19 protein-coding genes are annotated in these 24,533 nt (G+C 45.8%); 12 read left to right on the top strand and 7 right to left on the bottom strand.

The genetic code is table 11. From position 1 onward, the window contains the following. Window positions 1-9 precede the first annotated feature (9 nt). The 3 genes from pdsO to ACFO4O_RS15875 all read left to right on the top strand — a co-directional run bounded on the left by pdsO (window position 10) and on the right by ACFO4O_RS15875 (window position 4,077). On the top strand, window positions 10-828 hold the full coding sequence (pdsO, locus tag ACFO4O_RS15885; protein WP_382410301.1) for a sortase-associated OmpA-like protein PdsO: 819 nt from the start codon (window positions 10-12) through the stop codon (window positions 826-828). A 139-nt stretch (window positions 829-967) separates the two neighbouring features. Next, on the top strand, window positions 968-3,409 hold the full coding sequence (locus ACFO4O_RS15880) for a VIT domain-containing protein (RefSeq protein WP_382410299.1): 2,442 nt from the start codon (window positions 968-970) through the stop codon (window positions 3,407-3,409). Between the two features lie 32 nt (window positions 3,410-3,441). Beyond that, window positions 3,442-4,077, top strand: coding sequence for a class GN sortase (locus tag ACFO4O_RS15875; RefSeq protein ID WP_382410297.1), 636 nt, complete (start codon window positions 3,442-3,444; stop codon window positions 4,075-4,077). Window positions 4,078-4,211: 134 nt separating this feature from the next. On the opposite strand, the gene dsbC is transcribed toward ACFO4O_RS15875, so the two are convergent. After that, on the bottom strand, window positions 4,212-4,961 hold the full coding sequence (gene dsbC / locus ACFO4O_RS15870; protein WP_382410295.1) for a bifunctional protein-disulfide isomerase/oxidoreductase DsbC: 750 nt from the start codon (window positions 4,959-4,961) through the stop codon (window positions 4,212-4,214). 183 nt (window positions 4,962-5,144) lie between these two features. Next, window positions 5,145-6,086 carry a site-specific tyrosine recombinase XerD gene (xerD, locus tag ACFO4O_RS15865; protein WP_382410293.1) on the bottom strand — a complete coding sequence of 314 codons (942 nt, stop codon included), beginning with the start codon at window positions 6,084-6,086 and terminating at the stop codon, window positions 5,145-5,147. Window positions 6,087-6,119: 33 nt separating this feature from the next. On the opposite strand from xerD, the gene aceK reads away from it, so the two are divergent. Next, window positions 6,120-7,832, top strand: coding sequence for a bifunctional isocitrate dehydrogenase kinase/phosphatase (gene aceK, locus ACFO4O_RS15860; protein ID WP_382410291.1), 1,713 nt, complete (start codon window positions 6,120-6,122; stop codon window positions 7,830-7,832). On the opposite strand, the gene djlA is transcribed toward aceK, so the two are convergent. Further along, window positions 7,829-8,680, bottom strand: a complete 852-nt coding sequence (gene djlA / locus ACFO4O_RS15855; protein ID WP_382410289.1) for a co-chaperone DjlA — start codon at window positions 8,678-8,680, stop codon at window positions 7,829-7,831. The genes aceK and djlA overlap by 4 nt on opposite strands. A 224-nt stretch (window positions 8,681-8,904) precedes the next feature. Between djlA and ACFO4O_RS15850 the strand changes: the two genes are divergently transcribed. From ACFO4O_RS15850 to ACFO4O_RS15820, 7 genes are all read left to right on the top strand, one after another. After that, window positions 8,905-11,115 (top strand): LPS-assembly protein LptD, encoded by a 2,211-nt coding sequence (locus ACFO4O_RS15850; protein ID WP_382410287.1) that lies wholly within the window; start codon window positions 8,905-8,907, stop codon window positions 11,113-11,115. A 34-nt stretch (window positions 11,116-11,149) separates the two neighbouring features. Further along, window positions 11,150-12,439 carry a peptidylprolyl isomerase SurA gene (surA, locus tag ACFO4O_RS15845; RefSeq protein WP_382410285.1) on the top strand — a complete coding sequence of 430 codons (1,290 nt, stop codon included), beginning with the start codon at window positions 11,150-11,152 and terminating at the stop codon, window positions 12,437-12,439. A gap of 12 nt (window positions 12,440-12,451) precedes the next feature. Further along, on the top strand, window positions 12,452-13,438 hold the full coding sequence (pdxA, locus tag ACFO4O_RS15840; protein ID WP_382410283.1) for a 4-hydroxythreonine-4-phosphate dehydrogenase PdxA: 987 nt from the start codon (window positions 12,452-12,454) through the stop codon (window positions 13,436-13,438). After that, entirely contained in the window at window positions 13,435-14,250 is an 816-nt protein-coding gene (gene rsmA / locus ACFO4O_RS15835) for a 16S rRNA (adenine(1518)-N(6)/adenine(1519)-N(6))-dimethyltransferase RsmA (protein WP_382410281.1), read from the top strand. The genes pdxA and rsmA overlap by 4 nt, the downstream gene beginning before the upstream one ends. Then, entirely contained in the window at window positions 14,243-14,617 is a 375-nt protein-coding gene (apaG, locus tag ACFO4O_RS15830) for a Co2+/Mg2+ efflux protein ApaG (RefSeq protein ID WP_382410279.1), read from the top strand. The genes rsmA and apaG overlap by 8 nt, the downstream gene beginning before the upstream one ends. Before the next feature lie 4 nt (window positions 14,618-14,621). Next, the gene (locus ACFO4O_RS15825; protein WP_382410277.1) at window positions 14,622-15,443 is read left to right on the top strand and encodes a symmetrical bis(5'-nucleosyl)-tetraphosphatase; all 822 of its coding nucleotides are present in this window, start codon (window positions 14,622-14,624) and stop codon (window positions 15,441-15,443) included. Window positions 15,444-15,514: 71 nt separating this feature from the next. Continuing rightward, on the top strand, window positions 15,515-17,539 hold the full coding sequence (locus ACFO4O_RS15820; protein WP_382410275.1) for a methyl-accepting chemotaxis protein: 2,025 nt from the start codon (window positions 15,515-15,517) through the stop codon (window positions 17,537-17,539). A 130-nt stretch (window positions 17,540-17,669) separates the two neighbouring features. Here ACFO4O_RS15820 and lysC read toward each other — a convergent pair whose 3' ends face one another. The 4 genes from lysC to ACFO4O_RS15800 form a co-directional block, all read right to left on the bottom strand. Next, window positions 17,670-19,022 (bottom strand): lysine-sensitive aspartokinase 3, encoded by a 1,353-nt coding sequence (gene lysC, locus ACFO4O_RS15815; RefSeq protein ID WP_382410273.1) that lies wholly within the window; start codon window positions 19,020-19,022, stop codon window positions 17,670-17,672. Window positions 19,023-19,039: 17 nt separating this feature from the next. Continuing rightward, the gene (locus ACFO4O_RS15810; protein ID WP_382410271.1) at window positions 19,040-19,534 is read right to left on the bottom strand and encodes a DUF192 domain-containing protein; all 495 of its coding nucleotides are present in this window, start codon (window positions 19,532-19,534) and stop codon (window positions 19,040-19,042) included. A 161-nt stretch (window positions 19,535-19,695) separates the two neighbouring features. Next, window positions 19,696-22,308, bottom strand: coding sequence for a bifunctional aconitate hydratase 2/2-methylisocitrate dehydratase (gene acnB, locus ACFO4O_RS15805; protein WP_382410460.1), 2,613 nt, complete (start codon window positions 22,306-22,308; stop codon window positions 19,696-19,698). A 252-nt stretch (window positions 22,309-22,560) separates the two neighbouring features. Further along, the gene (locus ACFO4O_RS15800; RefSeq protein ID WP_382410458.1) at window positions 22,561-23,724 is read right to left on the bottom strand and encodes a PQQ-dependent sugar dehydrogenase; all 1,164 of its coding nucleotides are present in this window, start codon (window positions 23,722-23,724) and stop codon (window positions 22,561-22,563) included. Between the two features lie 341 nt (window positions 23,725-24,065). Here ACFO4O_RS15800 and ACFO4O_RS15795 point away from each other — a divergent pair, with 341 nt between their 5' ends. Next, the gene (locus tag ACFO4O_RS15795) at window positions 24,066-24,518 is read left to right on the top strand and encodes a hypothetical protein (RefSeq protein WP_382410269.1); all 453 of its coding nucleotides are present in this window, start codon (window positions 24,066-24,068) and stop codon (window positions 24,516-24,518) included. The last annotated feature ends 15 nt before the right edge of the window (window positions 24,519-24,533 follow it).

The following is a 24,533-nucleotide window of genomic DNA, read 5'->3' as shown; positions in this document are numbered from 1 at the left end:
GGAATCATTATGAAAAAATCTATTATAGCTGGCACCATCGCCCTTTTATTAATTAACGCTCATCAGGTACAAGCAGACGATGCAGCCAGTGCCGCCGGTGCAAAAGCACAAAGCACTTCTGAGCTTCGCCAGGGCCAACCTGACAGTAAAGTGCGCTACGAGCTAATTGGCTTGGGTTCAGGTGCATTTGCGGGTGCACTCGTTGGCGGTCCAATAGGCGGTGTAATAGGCGGTCTGTTTGGCATTTTTATGGCAAATGATGTTAATAATGACAACGCTATTGAGCATCAACAGCACACCGTTGAACAACTCAACTACCAAGTCTCAGCGCAAGAACAAGCCTTTACAGATTTACAGCAACAGTACGCCCGTCTCGAACAATCGCAAATGGTGCAACTTGCCAGTATCGACACCAAAGTCGCCACAGAATGGATGCGCGACCTACCCACGCTCGAATCTAATGTACAGTTTAAAACAGCCTCCTTTGCCATCGAAGATGCATTCAAAGGTCAATTACGCAGCTTAGCTGGCTTGCTCAATCAATATCCAAACTTAAGCGTTCAAATAAATGGATACGCCGATGCTAGAGGGGATTCTCAATACAATCGAATATTGTCACAGCAGCGTGCGGAGTCGGTAAAAGACTTTTTAGTGCAGCAAAAAGTCAAGCCTCAACAAATTTTGACGCAAGGCCAAGGAGAGCTAAATACGTCCTCAACCACTGACGCGGCAGCGGTGGCGGTGAATTCTGTGGAATCTCTGTTTTTCGACCGCAGAGCGTCGCTGAAGCTTGTTAGCGATGCGCCGTCAATGACCGCAGCTAATTAAGGCTTGCTGTGTTAACGCTGCACAATAATTGAAAACACGCGCGCTCGCGGTCAAGCATGCACAGTTTAGGCAACTGAATGTTTGGCCTCTAGCGCAGGTGTTTAGCAATCACTCATCATTAAAATCTAAGGACTTAACCGTGATTCATCTTCAAAAGCTCTTCATTGTAGGGCTAGCCGTTGGCTGCGTTGCACTCTTAAATCTGGCCATGGATGTTGGCAGTGCGCCCTTAACGCAAACCCGGTTTGAGACCGCTCAGACAGCCGATACTCAGAGAAGCAACACTCAAAGAAACAATAAAAGCAATGGTATAGACGCGCTCATTAATACAGGTGATGCCGTTTCCCATACGCACATTTACCAGCAAATAAGTACGCAAAACATCTACGAAACAAAAGCCTCTGGCATGTACTTTCATTTGAACGATGAGCACAAGGCTAACAAACATATACCTTTAGCTATGGTAACAAGCGATTTTGATGTGCGCGTAACCGGCAACATTGTACGCACCCGCGTCTCGCAGCGTTTTAAAAACGATAGCGAAAACTGGGAAGATGCCACTTATGTATTCCCCTTGCCAGAAGATGCCGCGCTCGATGCTATGCTCATGCAAATTGGTGAGCGTAAAATTAAAGGGACTATCCAAGAAAAACAGGCCGCACAAAAGGCGTTTCAGCAAGCTAAAAATGAGGGTAAAAGCGCAAGCCTAGTGTCGCAAGTTAGGCCGAATATGTTCACCAACAATATCGCCAACATTGCACCGAAAACCGACATTGTCGTCAGCATTGAATATCAACAAACCCTGCGCCTCAATGATGCACGATATGAACTGCGCATTCCAAGTGCCATCAGGCCTCGATACACACCGAAAAACGCTCAGTCAAATACCGATATGGCTACCCGCACGCTACTTGGAGCACCTGAAATCTCGGTTGATATATTGATTGATATGGGAAGCGAGATTGGTGAGATAAAAAGTGAGCATCATGCTTTTAAAACACTACAAAGCGAGGGCGGCACCGCGGCGAGAGTAAGCTTAGATAAGCAAATGCGCAATGAGCCATCTGCGCTCACTCCTGGCCTTTTACAAGACAGCAGTAAAGACTTTGTGGTGCATTGGCAGCTGGCCGCTAAGACTAAACCGCGCGCTGTGCATTACATAGAAAACATTGACATAGAAAACATTGACATAGAAACCATTGGCATCGAGAACATTGATAGAGAAAACATGAGCGCAAGTCCCTCAGGCGAACAGAGTAAGCAGCCAAACATCAAAGCTGGTGAAGCTTATCAGTATGGTCTTATTCAAATTGTCCCACCGTCGCAGGATATGGCGCAGGTGCAGCGTGATCTTACTTTTATTCTCGATACATCTGGGTCGATGGTAGGTGATGCGATTGAACAGGCAAAGGCCGCATTGGTGCTTGGCATAGACGAGCTCTCTGCCACCGACCGCTTTAACATTATTCAATTTAATAGTATGGCCAAGCACTTGTGGCCACAAAGTCAGGTGGCAAGTGAATCCAATAAGGAAAAAGCAAAGCGCTACATAGCTAAGCTACAAGCCAGTGGAGGAACTGAAATTGCCGATGCGCTCTCGCTCGCCTTTGACCTAGCTGATGCGAATGATAAGGCGAGTGTTAAGCCTAGTAATAAGTTAACTGAAAAAGCGAGCGAAGCCATTGGGCAAATCATATTTATCACCGACGGTAGCGTATCAAATGAGGCGCAATTGCTCGGTCTTATCCGTAGCAAACTAGGCACTCAGCGCCTTTTTACAATAGGCATTGGCAGCGCCCCCAACACATATTTTATGAGTGAGGCCGCAATTGCTGGACGAGGCACCTACACCTTAATTGGGGACATCTCACAAGTCAGAAGTAAAATGACGACTTTGCTAAACAAAATTAAACGCCCAGCTCTGAGCGACATCGAACTCATTGTTAACAATATCGCCCCCGATGACCTCAAAGTCTTTCCATCGGTGATACCAGATGTTTACGCAGGAGAGCCCATTACACTGTCGTATCGCATACCGGCGCAGCACAACAACGATAAGGCGGTCAGCTTTGCACTGAAAGCAAAATGGTTTGCGCTCGACGGCACACAAAAGAGTCGACCTATGATGTGGCAAAGTCAGCTAATTGCGCAAAATGCCGCAGATGCAAAAGCAGGTACAAAAGAAGCGCGCAATGATTTTGGCATTGCGAAGCAGTGGGCCTACCAAAGTATTTTGCAACTCAACCGTAACTTGCACAACACTGCCGCCGAAGGTGAAGACTATTTGGCTATGCAGCAGTTCACCAAACAAGCCATTACCGAGCTTGCCCTTAAGCACCAATTGGTGTCAGAACACACTAGCCTCATAGCCATTGATGAACAGCAGCACCGCCCGTCAAAAGAATATCTGGCCATGATGAGAGAAAAACAGAAGCACATCGACACTTTAAGCGATAAAAAATGGCATGTAAGCGCTCAGCAACTGCCACAAACGAGCACCTTTTCTCGCTTGCACCTTCTCGTGGGTGGCGTGCTTTGCATCATATCTGCACTGTGCTTTGTGCTTGTTTTTAGACGATGAGGCGTGGCGAGTGTGTTGGGCGAGTATGTTAGATGAGCATGTTGAACGATATGACTATGACTGACCAAGTGATAACGCGACGTAAATTAATACATGCAATGAAGCTTGCCACTTTGCTGGTATTTTTAAGCGGCATCGGCTTTATCGCCAACGGTACTTACACCATACTAAAAGCTGAACTTGCGCAAGTACTGATGCATAAAGCGTGGATGAAAGGATTATACCAAGGGCATGCACAAGCACCTTGGTCATGGGCCGACACTAAAGTCATTGGTAAAATACGGTATTTAGAAGACGAGTATTTTATTTTATCGGGTGAAAGCGGACGCAACCTAGCCTTTGGCCCTGCCTTGATGTCGGCAAGTGCACCGCTTGATAAACAAGGAAACTCCGTTATTGCAGGGCATCGCGATACGCACTTTAGTGCATTAAAGCACTTAAAAACAGGTGACATAATCGAGCTTGAATATATTCAGTCAGACCTTGCGCATAGCGCAAAGCGCCAATATGAGGTTTTGCAAACCATGGTGCTTGAGCAAGATAGAATGGACGTGCTCAACGGCAGTGATCATGCTCTGCTAACACTCATCACCTGCTATCCGTTTGATTCAGTGCTCGCCAACCCAAAAAATCGCTACGTAATACGGGCAGCTGCAATATATCAGTAGCTAAAATAGGAATAGTCACAATAGGGCTAGCAATAAATAACGCCGGACAAATCTATGTTTGACCGGCGTTTATTTGCTATTTATTGCGCTTTTAGCCTTATAAGCTCTTGGCGCATGCTAAAGTGTGTGGCTTATTAGCCTGCCGCTTGCTCTAGCGCCATTTGAAGGGCCTTAGCTGGTTGATAGCCGGGTACAACTGAACCATCTGGCAAGACGATATTCGGCGTTCCATTTACACCAATCTGTTTGCCAAAATTATATTGTTCCGCTACCGCGTTCTCACATGTCGCGCTTGCAACCTGCTCACCGGCTTTGGCTTTAGTGATAGCGTCTTGCGGGTTTTTAGAACACCATATCGACACTGCATCTTGATAAACACCGCTGTTAATGCCAGCTCTTGGGAAGGCGAGGTAACGCACTGTAATGCCAAGTTCATTTAGCTGATCCATTTCATTATGTAGTTTACGGCAGTAACCACATGTTGCATCAGTAAAGACATTGACTACGTATTTCTCATTTTTCGCTTTAAACTCAATCGCGGAATCTTTGAATTTATCGATACCGTCAAGGCGCATTTGTTTCAGTGAGTTCTCAGTTACGTCCACAACGCCGTTTTCAACATTGTATACGCGGGCCTGCAAAAAGTAATTGCCGTCTTCGCTGGCATAAAAAAGCCCGCGTTCGGTATATAGCTCAAGTAAGCCAGGTACAGCAGAGTCAGCGATGGTGTCGATGCGAAGCTGTAGTTTTTCGCTCAAGCTTTGAGCAAGAGCGTCTTTGTTTACGTCGCTCGCCTGTGCAGCGGCTTGTGAGCCCATACCAAGCAGTAAAACAAAAGTACTCAACAAAGCAGTCAAGCGGCGTAAAGAGTTAAATTGCGTCATGTAAAATTTCCAAAATGAGACATTCATATAGGTCTAGACCGAGCGAATGCCATGTTAATTTCAAATTAATGCGTGATTATACGCAAAAGTATACGTCCAAAGACGCTATTTTGATGAAAAAGTTTTATCTTTTGCAACACTTTAAAGGCTTACTGTGCACGCGATTGCACTTTCACGGGTAATTTATCCTCTTGGGTGATGCTCTTTAACCAGCGTTTCTAAGCGCGCTGTGGCAACGTGCGTGTAAATTTGTGTGGTCGACAAATCGCTATGCCCTAGCAACATTTGCACAACGCGCAAATCAGCGCCGTGATTGAGCAAGTGTGTTGCAAACGCATGGCGCAGCGTGTGAGGCGATAACTGCGAACGAATGCCCGCAAGGTTTGCATAGTATTTAATGCGATGCCAAAAGGTTTGCCGAGTCATAGTTAGGCCACGTTTACTCGGAAATACAGTATTAGTCGGGCGTTTCATAAGGTCAGGCCGCGCGTTTTTCAAATAAGCACCTAAGCATTCAAGCGCGCTTTCCCCCATCGGCACGAGCCGCTCTTTACCGCCTTTGCCGGTCACTCTTATTACCCCTTGCAACATGCCGAGTTCGTGCATTTGCAAATTTACCAACTCACTTACGCGGATGCCAGTTGCATATAGCAGCTCTAACATTGCCTTATCGCGCATTTGCACCGGGTCGCTCTCAATGGGTGCAGATAGCAGGGCGTCAACCTGCCCCTCTGATAGCGTGCTGGGTAGGTAGCTTGGTAGCTTTGGATTACTGACATCGTCAATCGGATTGACCGAGCAGGTCTTAAGCACTATCTGATAGCGGTAAAACGCCCGTGCGCTGCTTAGAAATCTGGCGGTTGAGCGTTGAGACAAACCTTTGGCTAATCTAAATTGCAAATATTCGTTTATATGCGCAGATTCTGCGTACAGTAAGGAAGGTAGCGCTTGAGACTGCAAAAATATCGCAAATTTGCTTAAGTCAGTTTTATACGCGCTTGCTGTATTCTGGCTAAGCCCCTTTTCAAGCCACAGCATATTCACAAACGATTCAATTAAATCGCGATTAAGCGACGAAAGTTGTATTTTTGCAGACTTGTGCGTTTCGCTTTGCGCTGTCACCATAGCGTTATCTGCTCGCTTACTGAATACTCGGACATGATCCCCCTAGCCAAAGAAATTGCACAATCGATTTTATCTGGGTTTAATCGCCACTATCACACTTTTTTGTATTTCACTCAAGGCGCACCAGCGCGCTTTGAACAAGCTGACTGGCAAGGCGTACAAGAAAGCTCGGCGCTGCGCATTCAATCATACGATGCAAAAGTAAACGAAGCGGTAACTTTGCTGAAAAATCGCTTTGGTATTAAAACCCTCGATGAACACATTTGGCATTGGGTAAAAGACGCTTACATCGGACTCCTTGAAAATCATCCTCAGCCGGAGCTTGCAGAGAGCTTTTTTAATTCGCTGTTTTGTCGAATGTTCGACCGCCGTTATTATTTAAATGCCAATATATTCGTAAAAACTAACGTTGACCCTCAGCGCTTTGAAGCCTTTACAGATTGCACTTGTCACCGTTTATCTGATGAGCCGCACAAGAACCACGCTGTATTTTCGCAAATATTGGCGCACTTACCGCTGAGCCTTCCGATAAAACAAAATACGGGCATGCTCAATAAAATGCACAGCTCACTCGTTGCACAAATTCCCAGCAGCTTAGACGACGCGAAGCTTACCCTGCTAACACCCTTGTTTTATCGCAACAAAGCAGCCTATGCAGTAGGCCGTTTAGAAACCAGTGACGGGCGTTGTTACCCATTTGTTCTGCCTGTTTTAAACACCGAACGGCAGTCTCTTTATATTGATGCGCTCATAGCAAATGAAAAAGAAACCGCCGTTATTTTTGGTTTTGCACGCGCTTATTTTATGGTCGACACGCAATATCCTGGCGCTATTGTGCATTTTTTAAAATCAATTCTGCCCTCAAAAACTGCCTCAGAGCTGTACACATGCATCGGCTTACAGAAGCATGGAAAGACCCTCTTTTACAGAGATTTTTTAGAGCATCTTTCTCATACCAACGATGATTTCATTGTGGCTCCGGGCATAAAAGGCATGGTAATGACAGTGTTTACCCTGCCAAGCTACCCCTTTGTGTTTAAGCTTATAAAAGACAAATTCGCACCGCAAAAAGAGATGACCCATGCCACGGTTCGCCAAAAATATCAGTTAGTAAAGCAACATGACCGCGTAGGGCGCATGGCAGATACTTTGGAGTTTTCATGGGTAGCCTTTCCAAAAGACCGATTTTCAGATGAACTTATTGACGAATTAAAGCACACGGTTGCCAGTCAGTTTCGCATAGAGGGCGACATGCTCTTACTTAAACACGTGTATATTGAGCGCAGAATGACGCCGCTCAACTTGTACTTAGACAACGCGACCTGTGAGCAGCAAAGCATATCCGCCATTAATGAATACGGTCTTGCGATTAAACAAATCGCAGCAGCGAATATTTTTCCGGGTGATATGTTGTTTAAGAACTTTGGCGTAACGCGTCACGGGCGAGTAATATTTTATGATTACGATGAGATTTGCTATTTAACCGAGTGTAATTTTAGACATATTCCCGCGCCTCGCTACCCCGAAGATGAAATGGCAAGCGAACCCTGGTATTCGGTGTCACCTAATGACATTTTTCCTGAGGAATTTGCGTCTTTTTTACTGTGCGACCCAACCACAAGAAAACACTTCAAGGCGCTTCACCCAGAACTTCTCGATGCAGAATTCTGGCGCTCTAAGCAAGCGAACATTGTGCAAGGCTTGTTTGAGGATGTGTTTCCTTACAGCGAAGAAAAGCGCTTTTAAATACCGCGTTTTTCTTTAATAAGCTCATAAGCACCTTGAATTTCTTGTGCCCGAGTATTTGCCATTTCAAGGGCTTGCTCCGGCAAGCCTTTTGCCGCTAGCTTATCTGGATGGTGTTGCGACATCAGTTTTTTATAAGCGCGCTTTATCGCCTTGTCGTCTTCACTCTCACTGACCCCTAATATTTTATACGCATCAGCAAGGGCCGTTTGGGCGCTGTAGCTTTGGTGAAAACCTTGTTGACCACCTTGGCTGCGCTGATGAAAACCGCTACCTCTGCGAAAGCGTTGACCTGCTTCAAAGGTGGCAATTAAAAACTGTAGGTCTTGGGCATTAAAACCCAAACTGGCAGCAACGGTTTGCAACACGCGCATTTCTCCGCTAGTAACACGCCCGTCTGCACACGCTGCTGCGATTAATATTTGCAAAAAGACCTGTAAAATATCGCGGCGACCATGCGCATATTGCTTAAACGATTCAAGCATTTTAGCAAGCGGAAAGTCGCGCTCCTTTCCCTCTCTAAATGCTTGCTGCGCCTCTTTTCGCACATCGCCATGCAGCTTCATATCATCCATTAAGCGAGAGGCTACTTTAATTTCTTCTGGGGTAACTTGTCCGTCTGCTTTGCATATATGGCCTAGCGTTGAGAACAAAGCATGAAAAAACACGGCTTGTTTTTGGATATTTTCTTTTGAGCTAAAAAAGCGTGCGAAACCGCCCTGACGAGAGAAGTCTCTGGCGTAATTCACATCAAACATGTGACCCACAATTAAGCCTAAGATCGCGCCTGGCAACTTAAAGATTGCCATACCGATTATGGCGCCAATAATCTTACCCCAATAATTCATAATGCCTTTTATGTTTATGCGTTGCTCAAAATGCCGTAATCGGCGATATAGTCTTAACCACAATGTTAAAGGGTTTTACACAAAAAGTATCTTTATTCGCGCTTTTTCGTTGTTTTTGTGATTTAAACTTGGGTTTTCTGCCATTACCCTTTAAAATTCGTCGGCTCTACGGTTAAAGAGCAAATCCGATTATTTACGTCCCTACTCGCAAGCATGAAGCCTGAATGAAAATAGCAAATGCGGCGCTGATGGTGCTATTACTAGCGCCCAGTGCAAATTTGTACGCCCAATTGACGTGCGAAATACAGACCTTTGATTTTGTCCCTCCCAAAATCGCTGACGGCACCATTGAAGTGAGGTCTAACGCTGCCCAAATTATAAAGGACGAAATCGCGGTATTTGAAGGTAACGTAACCATTACTACCGCCGAATCTATTATCAAAGCTAATTCTGCAAACGTGCGCGAAAACGGTCAGCGAATACAAGCAAGCGGCGATGTGACCTATACCGACGAGCTGTTGAAAGTCGAAAGTCTAGGGATTGAAGCAAACGCTGATATTGAGCTTTTGCAACTGCAGTCCTCTGAATATCAGATTAAGGGCATTAATGGACGCGGTGGCGCTGATTTGCTGTCTATTTCTCGCGAGCGCGGTGTCATGTTAGAAGACGTGTCTTTTACAACCTGCCCAAAAGGTGGTGAAGATTGGAAAATACAGGCATCTGAAATCTCGATTAAAAAAGGCCGCCCGTTTGGAGAGGCAAAACATACGCGATTTTATGTTGGCGGCGTGCCGGTTTTCTATTTGCCCTATTTTGCCTTCCCCATCACCACAGGGCGTCAAACCGGATTTTTATTTCCAAAAATTGGCAGTTCAAGCAGCACCGGCATTGAGTATGAGCAGCCATTTTATTGGAATATTGCCCCTAACTTAGACACTACAATCGCTACGCGATATATGACCAATCGCGGGCTACAGCTTAAAAATGAATGGCGATACCTAAGCGAGCAGCATCAGGGCGAGCTTCAACTCGAATACTTAGCAAACGATACCGATACTGAGAGCGGAGACGCCAGATACTTCTATCGCTTTAAACACAAAGGTAAACTCAGCGATAATTGGTCGATTACCGCAGACATCAGCGACATCAGTGATAATAACTATATCGTAGATTTAAGGTCTGATTACTACAATCAAGCCGACACCCATTTATATCGGCAGGCGGGCTTAAGTTATTTTACCGAGAATTTAGATTTCAGCATGTTTGTGCGCGATTTTACGATCATCGGAAACTTTAATGATAACTACAGAGCACTGCCAGAGGCAAAGCTGTCTTATTCTAGCGATATAAACTCATGGCTAGACTTTGATTTAAGATCTGAGTTGGCCTATTTTGACAATCGCTTAGATAATCGTCCAGACGCACTGCGGGTACACGTTGAGCCAAGCCTGAGCATTCCGTATCAGCGCGCATGGGGAGAGTTGCTCGCCGAAGTCAGCATTTTACATACCTATTACGACCAAGACCTTGAGGGCGTCGGCAGCACTGTTTTAGAAGAAACAGTTGAAAGAACCCTCGGGCAGGCGCGCTTATATGGCTCCTTGATTTTTGAGCGCGAACAAAAAGTGGGTAACGATAATTACTTGGTGACCTTTGAGCCTAAAGCGCAGTACTTATACACTAGTTTCCAAGAGCAGTTTAATATTGGACGTTACGACACCACGGCATTATTAACCACGTTTTCAAACTTATTCAGAGGACAAGAGTTTACTGGTCTAGACCGCATCAATGACAATAATCAGTTTACAGTTGGCGCAACTGCACGCATTATTGATAACAACAATCGCGAAGTGCTCTCGGCCAGCATCGGTCAGATTCTTTATCTAGAAGATGCAAAACTACAAGCAAGTCAGAGGCTAGATAATCGGTCTGCTATTGCCGCAGAGTTCGACTGGCGCGTTAATAGAAATTGGTTTTTACATACCGATGTACAGGTGGGCACCGATACCAATAAGGTTGAGCGCAGCAGCTTTTCAACCGAATACCGTTTAGCTGAAAACAAGTTGATTCAGGTGAATCATCGCTACATTCGCGAACTTTCTAACGAAAAAATTGACCAATTTGGTATCTCTGCAAGTTGGCCCATTAATGACAATTGGCATTGGGTGGGACGATATTACAGAGATTTCGAACGCTCCCGCACCACCGAAAGCTTTATGGGAATAGAGTATGAAAGCTGCTGTTGGGCACTGCGACTGACAGTACAAAGACACCTAGCTACACGATTTAACAATGATGGTGTGCGCGATATAGATGATTTTGACTCCGGAATTGCGTTACAATTTGTATTTAAAGGCATGGGTAGCCAAACCAACAAAGTAGATATGTTGCGTCAGGGCTTATTTGGTTACCGCCAACCCTTTGTTTTAAATTAATTTAAGGCTTTTGACCTTATTACTTTGAGAATTTATGAAAAAAGTATTAGTAAATATCAGTGTCGCGAGCATGTTTTGCATGCTTGCTTTTTTAAGCCACAGCAAGCAGCTGTTAGATAAAGTATCGGTCATTGTTGACCAAGGCGTTATCCTTGAAAGCGAGATTGTGGAACTTGTTGACCGAGTCAAAGCCAATGCTATGACTAACGGCCAAGCACTTCCTTCTGACAGGGCTTTGCGCACGCAAGCGATTGAGCGCCTTATTTTAGAAAATTTGCAGTCGCAAATGGCTGAGCGTATGGGCATACAAATTAGCGATCCCCAGCTTGACCAAACCATTGAGAACATCGCGCAGAGTGAAGGAATGACCGTTCCGCAATTTAGACAGGTCATTACCGCCGATGGCATCGCATACGAAAGCTATCGCGAATCTATCAGAAAAGAATTAATAATGGGTGAAGTGCGCCGCGCGAACGTTAGGCGTCGCGTTTATATTACCCCACAAGAAATCAACACGCTTGTGGAACTGCTCAATCAACAGGGCGACGCACAAGCAGAGTATCGTTTAGGCCATATTTTGATTGGTTTACCGAATAACGCGACAGAGGCTGAAATTACCGACGCCCGTGAGCGCGCCGACAAAGTACTTGAGTTACTTAACAACGGTTCTGACTTTCAAAAGATTGCAATTGCGTCTTCGTCAGGTTCGGAAGCACTCGACGGCGGAGACATGGGATGGATGAATATCAACTCTATGCCCACCTTGTTTGCTGAAGCGGTTGAAGCTAAGCCTAAAGACGAGCTTATTGGTCCAATTCGGTCGGGCGCTGGTTTTCATATCCTAAAAATTGTTGATACTCGTGGGGTAGAAGTGGTGCAAATTGAAGAGGTTAATGCTCGCCACATTCTTATCAAACCGTCGATCATTTTAAGTGATACAAAAGCAGAGCAAATGCTGCTTGAGTTTAGGTCTCAACTGATTGAAGGCGAAGCCGATTTTGCCGACCTCGCTAAAGAGCATTCAGAAGACCCAGGCTCTGCTCTTCGCGGCGGTGAGCTTGGTTGGAACGATCCGAATATTTATGTACCTGCATTTAAAGAAGCGCTTGCGCCCCTAGAAAAAGACGAATACAGCATGCCAATACGCTCACAGCATGGATGGCACCTGATCCAATTAATTGACCGACGTGTTGATGACGCGACTGAGCGTCGAAAAGAAGAGCGCGCTTATCAGCTTATTTTTAATCGAAAATTTCAAGAAGAAACCGATGCTTGGATGCGTGAAATGCGAGACGAAGCATATATTGAAGTTATCGATGCGTAAGGTAAATACGCAATGAGCCAACCTACCAGAATAGCCGTCACGCCCGGTGAACCAGCCGGTATTGGTCCGGATTTGATGATAAAGCTGGCCAAGCATGAATGGGACGCGCAGCTAGTTATTTTTGCCGACCGCGAAATGATGGCCCAGCGAGCAGTAGCACTTGGGGTTGATTTAGAAATTATTCCTTATGATAGTGAGCTGAAAATAACGCCACAGCCCGGCCAGATGGTTGTGCATCACATTCCTACTAACGTGCCGGTAGTTGCAGGTAAGCTTGACAGCGGCAATGGTCAGTATGTTGTAGAAACACTACGCCAAGCCTGCGAAGAAAACATGCTAGGGAATTTTGACGCTGTGGTCACAGGGCCTGTGCACAAAGGAATTATCAATAAAGCGGGTGTTTCATTTAGCGGGCACACTGAATATTTTGCGCAGCAGTCGAACACCGCAGATGTTGTTATGATGCTAGCCACCGACGGATTGCGGGTTTGCTTGGCAACTACCCATATCCCCCTTGCCTATGTTTCTAAAGCCATTACGCCAGAGCGTATTGAAAAAGTCATTCGCATTATGAACACCGATTTGAAGTTAAAATTCGGTATTGCAGAACCGACCATCTATGTATGCGGCTTAAACCCGCATGCAGGCGAAGACGGACATTTAGGCACAGAAGAAATACAAGTTATTACGCCTACTTTAGACATGCTTCGCTCACAAGGTTTAAAGTTAGTTGGCCCCTTACCCGCTGATACGATTTTTCAGCCAAAATACTTAGATAAAGCCGACGCGGTATTAGCGATGTACCACGACCAGGGCTTACCTGTGCTTAAATTTAAAGGATTTGGGAATTCGGTTAATATCACTTTGGGTTTACCGTTTATCCGCACCTCAGTAGACCATGGTACGGCGGCTGATTTGGCCGGTTCGGGCGACGTAGACTGCGGCAGCATGAAGCGCGCTGTCAATAAAGCAATTAAACTTGCGAAGAAAAAACAGTGAGCAAAACCCATTTAGGTCATACCGCTCGGAAGCGTTTTGGGCAAAATTTCTTATTCGATGAGTATGTCATCGATCAAATCGTGACAGCGATTGGCCCTGAATCAAAACAAAACTTAGTTGAAATAGGTCCCGGCCTTGGGGCATTAACCGAGCCTGTGGCCGACATAGTCGACATGCTTACCGTGATTGAACTCGACCGCGATTTGGCCAAACGATTACGCGAGCATCCGTTTATTCAAAGCAAGCTGAACGTCATTGAGCAGGATGCGCTCAAGTTTGATTTTGCTAGTCTGGCATCAGACGCGCCCATGCGCGTATTTGGTAACTTACCGTATAATATCTCAACGCCGTTGATGTTCCATTTATTTAGTTTTTCACAGCATATTGAAGACATGCACTTTATGCTGCAATTGGAAGTGGTTAAACGCTTATGTGCCAGCCATAACGACAGTCTGTATGGTAAATTATCGGTAATGGCGCGCTACTACTGTGAAGCAACGCCCGTTGTAATGGTACCGCCGAGTGCCTTTAAGCCGCCGCCAAAAGTAGACTCAGCCGTGGTAAGGCTAGTGCCGCACAAGCAGCCTCCGGTAGATTTACACAGCGTCACTAGCCTTGAAAAAGTCGTTGGCAACGCGTTTAATCAACGTCGTAAAACCATTCGTAACAGCTTGAAAAACCTGATTGATGAAGCTAGCCTTAACGCTCTAGATATTGATGCAGAACGCAGAGCGCAAACCCTTTCTCTCGCTGAATTTGCATTGATTGCTAATCACGTATTTGAGACTAAGGGTGATACTCCTGATGAGTGAATCCATACACATTTCGGTTGAAACTAAATACATCGGCCAGCAAGAGAGAGCATCTAATGATCTTGTGCATGTATTTAGCTATACGGTGAATATCACCAACTTAAGCGATCGTGCCATGACCCTTCGCTCTCGCTATTGGCTGATTACTAACGGCGACGGTGAAAAGGTAGAAGTCAGCGGCGAAGGCGTGGTTGGCGAACAACCCACAATCGCCCCTCAACAAAGCTTTCAGTATACCAGCGCATCACTATTAAAAACTCAGGTAGGCAGCATGCAGGGCTACTACGACTTCGAACAAGCCGATATGTCGACGTATCGTGCGCATATTCCCGTATTTAGACTTGCAGTGCCCAACGCGCTCCACTGAGAATATGAAGAACTTCGTAGTTGGCGATATACAAGGTTGCTATAAAGCACTGAGGCAAGTTCTTAAAAAAGCAAAATTTGACCCAAGTACGGATAAACTTTGGGCGGTAGGCGATTTGGTTGCTCGCGGCCCAGACTCCCTTTCAACGTTAGCATACTGCCAAGATTTGGGCCCCCACTTTGACACTGTATTAGGCAATCACGATTTGCATCTTATTGCTATCGCCTATGGACTGCGGCAAGCAAAGCCTCAAGATAAGCTGCAAAAGCTAATCAAGCATAAAGACTTTAGCAAAACCATAGACTGGCTTAAAAGCAAACCCTTGGCCGCCAAGCCTGCCCCAAAGACGCTTGTCACGCATGCGGGGCTTTATCCCGCGTGGTCAATTAAGAAGGCGCTCACGCTATCTAATGAAATAAGCGACATCCTTCAAAGTGAGCGCGCTGGCACTTTTTTAAGCCACATGTACGGAAACGTCCCTGACATTTGGGACGAGCAATTACAGGGCAATGACCGACATCGTTTTATTGTGAATGCATTTACCCGCATGCGCTATCTGCGCCGCGACCTTTCCCTTGAGTTTGAAAGCAAATCTCATCCCAGCAGTGCTCCGAAAGACATTGCCCCTTGGTTCATGTTTGATAATACGAACATAACTGAAAAACACACCCTTTTGTTTGGCCATTGGGCCGCTTTGTTAGGAAAACTCCCTAAAAAATACCCATGCAAAGCACAAATTCATGCACTTGATAGCGGCTATGTGTGGGGAAATAGTCTGTCTGTCTTTTGTATTGAGTCGCGAAAAACATTTCAACATCACGCTTAAGTTCTGCCGTATCTTTCCGATATTTATCTAAAGCCTTTTTGCAACATTTACGTGTTTCCACAGGAGCCAACATGAAAATAACGGTAGCAATGCGCGTCATTGGCGGGTTTGCAATCATCACACTTTTATTACTAATACTTGGATTTTCATCCATGTCTAGCTTATATAAAGTAGGTGATGCATCAGACGAAGTGAGTAGCTTGGCCCTGCCAACAGTCGCCGGAACCTCAAACTTAAAAGTAGCCTTTGTTAACATGGGACGTCTTGCTTTTGAGGGTTTTGTTGGCAAAGACGAACAAAACGCGCTAGACAAGCGTAACGAGTTTGACGCGAGTAAGGCACGATTCGATACCACCTTGCAAACATTAAGCGATGTTGTGAAAAACGATGAAAACTTGCGTTCATCTGTGGCTAATTTGAACCTGATGTATGAGTCGTATGTGGAAACCTCAGACGCCATGTTTGACTCTCACCTAACCTCAATAAAACTTAAACAGCGCATTGAAGATATGATTGCTCAGCTCGAAGAAAACGCCGATGACGCTTCTTCGCTGTTGCTAGATTTTACCGATTTAGACGAAATTCAAGACTCCGAAGCCTTGTCAGATGCAGCGACCTTAGCCAATACGGTTGAATCAAATATGCTTGCCTTGTTAAGCGTAGCAACTGATTACGCAAAAACAGAATCGCTCCAGCGCGCTGATATTCGCAGTAAGGAAGTGACGGTTGTTCTTGATCAAACCAAAGCAAAATTTGCTGACATGGTAAACGCAGCAAATGGTGAAGATGATTCAGGCACAATTGATGAGGTTGGTGACTTGCTCGCTCAAATTTCTGATTCACTTGAATCTGGCACAGGATTGCTGGTTACTAAGATTAATGAGCTAGAGCAGATAGCGGCTGCAGACGTGGCGCTAAGAGCAGCAGATGATAAAATTTCTGAGGCCATTGTAGAGCTCAACACGCTCAATGAGATGGCAGATGCAAAAGCACTTAAAATTAAAACGAGCGTTGAAAGCCAAGTATCAACAAGCACCATGACGATTATTGGTGTTGTGTTGCTCTCTTTCGCGATTGCAGGCGGCGTTGGCTACATGACCGTTATTGCCATCACTAAACCGCTCGACCGCGTTAATCAATTGCTTAAAATTGCCGCTTCGGGTGATTTAACCCACAAGTTAGATGACTCATCGGGCGACGAATTTGGCACGCTAGCAAAAAATTGCAATAACTTAATTGGCAATCTAAAAGAACTTATCAACGCAATTAACCAGCGCGCAGATCAGTTGGCTGCGGCATCTGGCGAAACGTCTACTATTACCCTACAAACTACCGCCTCAATAGAAGATCAGAAATCACAAATATCACAAATCGCGGCTGCGACAACCGAAATGCATACTACATCGGAACTTGTCTCGAAAAGTGCGCACGACACGCTGCTTGAGATAAAACACGCGGATGCAGAGGCCGAGAAAGTTAAACGCATATCAGCCGAAAACAAAGATACTATTCAGGTATTAGCAAACGAAGTTCAGCAGGCGGCAGAGGTGATTAACAAGCTTCATCAAGACAGTGCCAGTATTGGCGGTATCTTAGACGTTATTCGCGGCGTTGCCGACCAAACTAATCTGCTCGCATTAAACGCTGCCATTGAGGCCGCTCGGGCCGGTGAGCAAGGAAGAGGCTTTGCGGTGGTTGCTGATGAGGTGCGTACCCTAGCGAGCCGCACTCAGCAGTCTACACAAGAAATTAACTCAATGATTGAAGTGCTCCAAGCTGGCGCTGAAAAAGCGGTATCGGTTATGAATCAGGGCAAAGAGCAAACTAACGCTTGTGTGGCTCAAACCGAAAAAGCTGGTGAAGCTTTGAACATGATCACAGATGCGGTGCACAGAGCATACGAAGTAAGTACTCGCATTGAAACGGCTGCCCGCGAGCAGCACACGGTGTCATCGCAAATCAGTGAACGCTTAGAGAACATTGTGGGCATTGCTGAACATACCACCATTGGTGCCAAACAAACCGCTGAATCCAGTTCAGAGGTTGCTAAGCTCGCAGAAGAACTACAATCGTCTATTAGTCAGTTCAGAGTGTAAGTTTCACTTAGTTCCCTTACAGCGGATAAATACAAAAGGGCGCGATTACAGGTCAGTAATCGCGCCCTTTTTAGTTTTTAGCTTTTAGTTTTTACGGTTGAGTTTTAACTACGCAATGCTTCACTGAGCCTTACTCTTCAAAGAGCGCCGCGTGAAGCACTTTAACCACATCTTCACTGGCGTGATTATCTACCACAAACGATAAATTATGCACGTTTGCGCCAAAACAAATCATGCGTAAGTTAAAATCAGCAACCGCAGCAAAAATCTTCGACGACACGCCTGCAGCACTGTGCATATTGTTGCCGACAACCGTTACGGCATCGAAATCTCGCTCAACCTTTACTTCACAGATACTGCTAAGTTCTAGCAAAGTATCTTTGTTCATTTTTTCTGAAATACTGTTTGGTGGATTATCGAGCGTGAAGGACACCGCAATTTCCGACGTTGTGATCAAATCAACACTGAGTTTATGCTTGGCGATAATGTCGAATACTCTGGCCAAAAAGCCCTGAGCGTACATCATTTTGGGCGTTTTCACGGTCACTAGCACCAAGTCTTTACGACGCGTGATTGCCCTGAAAGCCGGCTCATGCTCACAGTCGCGGACTATCCACGTACCGCCCTTTTCAGGCTCTTTACTAGAACCAACAAACACTTTTATGTTTTGACGAAGCGCAGGCTCCATGGTGGCTGGGTGCAGTACCTTCGCACCAAAAGTCGCCATCTCGGCGGCTTCTTCGAAGCTAAGTTCAGGTAAAGGCCTAGCTTTATCGGTAATGCGCGGATCGGTGGTGTATACACCAATCACGTCTGTCCAAATTTCACAGGTTTCAGCACCTAAAGCTTCGGCGAGCAAAGCTGCTGTAAAATCAGAACCGCCGCGGCCTAGGGTGGTAGTTTTGCCCGATTCATCAGCGCCAACAAAACCTTGGGTCACCACGATTGCATCATCTAGCTCAGGGCGTAAAAGCTGCTGCGAGAGTTGCCCGATAACCTCTATGTCAGGAGTAGCCTCAGTATAGCGATTATCCGTGCGCAGTACTTTGCGCACATCAAAGTTAATGGCGTTGTGACCTTGCTCTCTTATTACTGCTGATACCAGAAGCGATGACATGCGCTCCCCCATCGACAGCAGTGAGTCTTTTAAATCATCTCGAAAGTTAATTTCTTCATGGCGAGCATACGATTCAAGCTCATCTAGAAGAGCAAAGAGTTTATCTTCCACTTCACTGGGCTTTTTAAGCTCATTTAAAATAGCGTATTCAATCTTGCGAATATTGTCGATTATCTCAGCAATCTGCTCTGAGGTTAGCGCCGTATTCGCAAGCAATACCAAGAAATTTGTCACGCCGGCCGCTGCGCTTACCACCACTACTTTTGTATTGGCGTTGCCTACAACAATGCGGGCGCAGTTACTTATGGCCTGATAATTTGCCACGCTTGTGCCGCCAAACTTAGCGACATTAAGACCTGTATGCATGAAAAGTCCTTATCTGTTTATTTGATATAAGAAGGTAGTTTTACGGTATCGCCTACCGCGAGGCTGTTATTTGCAAACCAGCCTTGGTTCATTTCCAGCGCGTACAGCACCGGTACAGAACTCTTTACTGACGTTAAATCATGGGGCTGGAGCGCCTTGATGTCGACAATGGTACCGAATGCATTGATATAGGCTAAATCCAGAGGAATGTAGGTATTTTTCATCCAAATGCTCGCTATGCGCACCCGGTCAAATTTAAACAACATACCGCAGTCAGTGCACATCTCTTTTCGGAACATTAACCCTAGCGCGCGAGAATTCGGGTCGTTTGCAAACTCCACTTCAATTTCAACACCGTTAGAAAAGATTAAGGGCACAAGAGCAAGCTCGCTATTTGCCGCAGTCGATGACACATTTGAATCTTGCGCTATTACACTGCTAGGCGCCACGCAAAAGAACGCTAGCATAGCGGCAAATACAAAGGTAAGGAGTGAAGAAGAAAAAGGCTGCATGCAGGTGACTTTTAATGTGGAAACAGTGAGCAAAGAGTAATCGCCGAGCAGAAAAAGCGCAAACAAAAAACCCGCTAAAAAGCGGGTTTTTCAATTATATTTGAGCATAAGTCATATCGACTCATGCCCTTAGCCTCAACTCCGAAACTAAAGAAAAGAGACTAAGCCACGTTCAAGGTAGGAATGATGTTAGCTTTTGCTTCATCTTCTGCTTTCTTAAACGATTCAATACGGTCAAAGTTCAAATAACGGAATACTTCGCCGCTCATAGACTCAATCTTACCGGCATACTCCATATACTCTTCTGCCGTTGGGATTTTACCCACTATCGCGCCAACTGCCGCCATTTCAGCTGAACATAAATACACATTGGCACCATCCCCTAAACGGTTCGGGAAGTTACGCGTTGAGGTAGACAATACCGTCGCCCCAGCTAAAACGCGCGCTTGGTTACCCATACATAGCGAACATCCCGGCATTTCAGTGCGCACACCAGCGCGTCCGTAAATATTGTAATAACCCTCTTCCATTAAAACGGCTTTATCCATTTTAGTAGGTGGAGACATCCATAAACGGGTAGGCAATGTACCGTTGAACTGCTCAAGCAATTTACCCGCCGCTCTAAAGTGACCGATGTTAGTCATACATGAACCAATAAATACTTCGTCCACTTTATCACCGGCAACCTCTGACAGCGTTTTAGCATCATCTGGGTCGTTCGGGCAGCATAAAATAGGCTCTTTGATTTCGTCTAAGTCAATTTCGATTGTTTCAACGTATTCTGCATTCTCGTCAGCTTCCATCAGTGACGGATTAGCTAACCAATCTTCCATCTTTTGAGCGCGGCGCTCAAGCGTACGTGGGTCGCCGTAACCTTCGTTAATCATCCAACGGAGCATAGTAATGTTCGATGTGAGATACTCGGCAACCGAGGCCTCTGAAAGCTTAATGGTGCAACCTGCAGCAGAGCGTTCGGCCGACGCATCAGATAACTCAAAGGCTTGCTCGATGGTTAAATCGTCTAGGCCTTCAATCTCTAGGATGCGACCAGAAAACGCATTGATTTTACCCTTCTTAGCTACCGTAAGCAGACCTTGCTTAATAGCATAAAGCGGAATGGCATGTACCAAATCGCGAAGCGTAATACCTGGCTGCATTTTACCTTTAAATCTAACTAGTACCGACTCAGGCATATCAAGCGGCATAACACCCGTTGCAGCAGCAAAAGCCACCAAACCAGAACCCGCAGGGAATGAAATACCCATCGGGAAGCGTGTATGAGAGTCTCCACCGGTTCCTACCGTGTCTGGCAACAACATACGGTTTAACCAAGAGTGGATAATACCGTCACCAGGGCGAAGCGATACACCGCCACGATTCATAATAAAGTCAGGTAATGTATGCTGAGTATCAATATCAACAGGCTTAGGGTAAGCGGCCGTATGACAAAATGACTGCATGGTTAAATCCGCAGTGAAACCTAGGCAAGCTAAATCTTTGAGCTCGTCTCGGGTCATTGGCCCGGTGGTGTCTTGGGAGCCCACAGTCGTCATTTTTGGCTCACAATAAGTGCCTGGCAATATGCCTTCAACACCACAGGCTTTACCCACCATTTTTTGTGCCAGTGTAAAGCCTTTGGCCTTAGATGTGGGCAGTTCAGGCTTACGGAACAAATCAGCAGGACCCAAACCTAAAGACTCACGCGCCTTGTCGGTTAAGCCACGACCGATGATTAAGTTAATGCGGCCACCGGCACGCACTTCGTCAAGCAATACTTTTGATTTATAGCTATATTCAGCGATAACGTCGCCGCTTTCAGCGTTTTTAATGACGCCCTCAAAAGGATAAATCTCAATTACATCGCCCATTTCCATATTGTCTACGTCGGCTTCAAACACTAATGCGCCTGCGTCTTCCATGGTGTTAAAGAAAATTGGGGCAACTTTAGAGCCAATACAAATACCGCCGCCACGTTTATTTGGCACACCTGGCAAGTCTTCACCAAAGAACCACAGCACTGAGTTAGTTGCAGACTTTCTCGACGAGCCTGTTCCCACTACATCGCCAACAAAGGCAACGGGATGTCCCTTGGCTTTTATTGCATCGATTTGTGCTAATGGGCCAACTTCGCCATGCTTTTCAGGCTCAAGACCGTCGCGAGTCATCTTATACATCGCTTTAGCGTGAAGCGGAATATCAGGGCGCGACCATGCATCTGGTGCAGGCGAAAGGTCGTCGGTATTGGTTTCGCCAGTCACTTTAAATACGCTACAGGTGATTTTTTCTGGCATATCATCGCGTGAGGTAAACCACTCGCCGTCTGCCCAAGAGTGCATGACTTCGGTGGCATACTTATTACCGGCTTTGTGTTTTTCTTCCACATCGTGGAAAGCGTCGAACATAAGCAAGGTGTGCTTTAGCTCTTCTGCCGCTAGCTCTGCTAGTTTGTCGTCGTCAAGCAAGCCAACAAGTGTTTCGATGTTATAGCCACCGTGCATATTACCGAGTAGCTGCACCGCTGCGTCAGATGAAATCAAATCACAGCTTTCTTCACCCTTAGCAAGCGCGCTTAAAAATCCCGCTTTTACATAAGCGGCTTCGTCAACACCAGGCGGTACTCGCTCGGAAATAAGTTCGAGTAAGAAGTCCTCTTCACCGGCAGGTGGGTTTTTCAGTAATTCAACCAAACCAGCAACTTGTTCTGGATTTAGTGGTTTAGGGGGAATGCCCTCGGCCGCGCGTTCGGCGACATGCTTACGATATTCTTCTAACACGATAGAGTCCTCTAATATAAATAAGCCAGAAATGGCTTGGCGTTGACTTGATACGGCGGGGATTATACCCACTTGCTCAACAAAAATGAATGATAAAGCATGAATTGCCAATTATAGCCGATATTCACGCGGTTAATTGAAAACTAATTGTTAATGCATTTCATCAATACATTAGTCGTAATTGCGCATCGTGCACGCTTATTGCCATAGCTCGCTTAAAGCCCCTACTTGTGAAAACGAACCGCTATTGTTCTAATGCGGCAGGCGCTTTAACATCATCAGGCTCGCAGCCTCACCGTCACTTAGCACCCAAATATTGCCTTGCGCATCTGTTTCTATGTCTCTCAAACGCGAGTTAGCTTGTGCGAGCAGCACCAAATCGCCTTTTGCATTATTTAAGGTTTGACCGTTAAAGTTAACTGCATATATTTGCTTAAACTTGAGTGACGTTAGCAATAAATATTCGCTTAATTCTGCAAGCTTGTTTCCTCGGTAAAAAATCATGCCCGAAGGTGCGATAGATGGCGTCCAATTTAAAGCCGGTTGTCGCATGTTCGGATATTCTGTGAACGGAGATATTGTTGCACCAATATAGTCTTTCCCTTGCGTAATTACCGGCCAACCATAATTAGCACCCGACTCAATAATGTTAATTTCATCGCCCCCAGCCGGTCCATGTTCATGTGACACAATGATATCGCTATTAGGCTCTGAGCCCTTCGACACTAGCAGCCCCTGCGGATTTCGATGCCCGAGAGAGTACACATAAGCCGCCGACCCGCCCTGCTCATAAAATGGATTGCTGCTTAGCGCATGGCCCTGGTCACTCATTCTGAGGACTTTACCAAGCTGATTGTTTATCACTTGTGCCTGCTCACGATAATCAAAGCCATCTCCAGTGGTCACTAAAAGTTCATTGTTTGATGTAAACGCCATGCGAGCGCCATAATGCACAGGCGTATCTTTTTTATTCGCGACTTCAAAAACAGTTTCTACTTGCCCCACCGATACTTTTTTCTCCGGTACCTGTCCGACCGGTAAATGGTCGGCAGGAGTTTGTTCATGACTTGCAGGCTCGGTTGTTTCGTTTGAGAGTTTAAAGCGCACTATTTTGAGGGCATTAGCGTTATCAGTTCCGGCTGAGTAAGAAAGGTAAACCCATCCGTTTGTGCTGTAGTCAGGGTGAAAGGCAATATCAAGCAAGCCACCCTGCCCGCCCGTGAGTAAATCATTAGGCGTAAATGACAGGCGCGTTGCTTTTAAGAGCAAGGCATCTGCAGGTGAAGCTGTGTTTATGTTTTCGATGGCTTTTTCAGACACATCCACAATACTTATGTCGCCTTCTCTATGGCTAATCCAAAGCTTTGAGTCGGGTGCATGGGCAACGGCCCAAGACTGCGGGAGCCCTTCTAACATGGGCACGAGTTCGTAACCTTGTGAGATGGATACTGAAGAGGAAGATAACGCTGGAGCGCAAAAAAGCGATATAACAAAGCCTAAAAATATAGCGGCAACAGTGCTACGTGCGCTGATGAATGCTTTGTTGCACCGTTTACATAAAGCTTGGTTTAGCATAGAGGTTTCTCACTATTACCCTTAGTTTGTTGAATGGCAATTTTACCCGCGGTAACGCACTCTCTTAAAGGCCCTGTGCTAGCATCCGTTTCGCTAAAGACTGCGTTACTCGCTTGACAATGTAAGTGCTCATGACCTAACTTGCAAACACTTGCAGTCAATCATTAAGGATTGGTCTTACCATGATTTGGTTACTACGTATCGTGTGCGTAATTATAGCGTCAAGCATTGGCTTTCTATTTGCTAGTATATTGCACACACAGGCAGTATTGGCAAAGCTTAGCGACATCGAGATAAAGATTACGTTTGCACAACGTATACAGACCACTTGGCAAGATATGCTTGGCCTAGCGCCAACGTACGGGCTCATTATTTTAGTCGCACTTACGATTGCGTTTTCAGTAAGCGGCTTGCTTCGAAAAAAGTGGAACATTGCACCTAAATTCATTTACCCGCTCGCGGGAGGTATTGCATTTCTTACCATGTTGCTTGCTATGCAGCCTATTTTAAACGTAACACTTCTGGCTGGTGCTCGCGGAATAAGTGGGCTATTAATGCAAGTATGCGCAGGCCTTATTGCCGGAATATGTTTTGCGCACCTTATCGAAAGAGCCAACAAAAGTAAGCACGCGTAATCGCTATCTATCAGC

The sequence above is a fragment of the Glaciecola siphonariae genome (genome assembly GCF_042652645.1).
GTDB classification, from domain to species: domain Bacteria; phylum Pseudomonadota; class Gammaproteobacteria; order Enterobacterales; family Alteromonadaceae; genus Glaciecola; species Glaciecola siphonariae.
Note: the sequence above shows the minus strand (reverse complement) of the source record. Positions and strands in the feature narration are given on the sequence as shown.

Excerpts from the sequence above, each read along its gene's own strand:
- pdsO (WP_382410301.1), top strand. The coding sequence starts at position 10 with ATGAAAAAATCTATTATAGCTGGCACCATCGCCCTTTTATTAATTAAC.
- ACFO4O_RS15825 (WP_382410277.1), top strand. The coding sequence starts at position 14,622 with ATGAAGAACTTCGTAGTTGGCGATATACAAGGTTGCTATAAAGCACTG.
- ACFO4O_RS15820 (WP_382410275.1), top strand. The coding sequence starts at position 15,515 with ATGAAAATAACGGTAGCAATGCGCGTCATTGGCGGGTTTGCAATCATC.
- apaG (WP_382410279.1), top strand. The coding sequence starts at position 14,243 with ATGAGTGAATCCATACACATTTCGGTTGAAACTAAATACATCGGCCAG.
- ACFO4O_RS15810 (WP_382410271.1), bottom strand. The coding sequence starts at position 19,534 with ATGCAGCCTTTTTCTTCTTCACTCCTTACCTTTGTATTTGCCGCTATG.
- aceK (WP_382410291.1), top strand. The coding sequence starts at position 6,120 with ATGATCCCCCTAGCCAAAGAAATTGCACAATCGATTTTATCTGGGTTT.
- lysC (WP_382410273.1), bottom strand. The coding sequence starts at position 19,022 with ATGCATACAGGTCTTAATGTCGCTAAGTTTGGCGGCACAAGCGTGGCA.
- dsbC (WP_382410295.1), bottom strand. The coding sequence starts at position 4,961 with ATGACGCAATTTAACTCTTTACGCCGCTTGACTGCTTTGTTGAGTACT.
- ACFO4O_RS15850 (WP_382410287.1), top strand. The coding sequence starts at position 8,905 with ATGAAAATAGCAAATGCGGCGCTGATGGTGCTATTACTAGCGCCCAGT.
- ACFO4O_RS15795 (WP_382410269.1), top strand. The coding sequence starts at position 24,066 with ATGATTTGGTTACTACGTATCGTGTGCGTAATTATAGCGTCAAGCATT.
- ACFO4O_RS15800 (WP_382410458.1), bottom strand. The coding sequence starts at position 23,724 with ATGTTAGAAGGGCTCCCGCAGTCTTGGGCCGTTGCCCATGCACCCGAC.
- surA (WP_382410285.1), top strand. The coding sequence starts at position 11,150 with ATGAAAAAAGTATTAGTAAATATCAGTGTCGCGAGCATGTTTTGCATG.
- pdxA (WP_382410283.1), top strand. The coding sequence starts at position 12,452 with ATGAGCCAACCTACCAGAATAGCCGTCACGCCCGGTGAACCAGCCGGT.
- xerD (WP_382410293.1), bottom strand. The coding sequence starts at position 6,086 with ATGGTGACAGCGCAAAGCGAAACGCACAAGTCTGCAAAAATACAACTT.
- djlA (WP_382410289.1), bottom strand. The coding sequence starts at position 8,680 with ATGAATTATTGGGGTAAGATTATTGGCGCCATAATCGGTATGGCAATC.
- ACFO4O_RS15875 (WP_382410297.1), top strand. The coding sequence starts at position 3,442 with ATGAGCATGTTGAACGATATGACTATGACTGACCAAGTGATAACGCGA.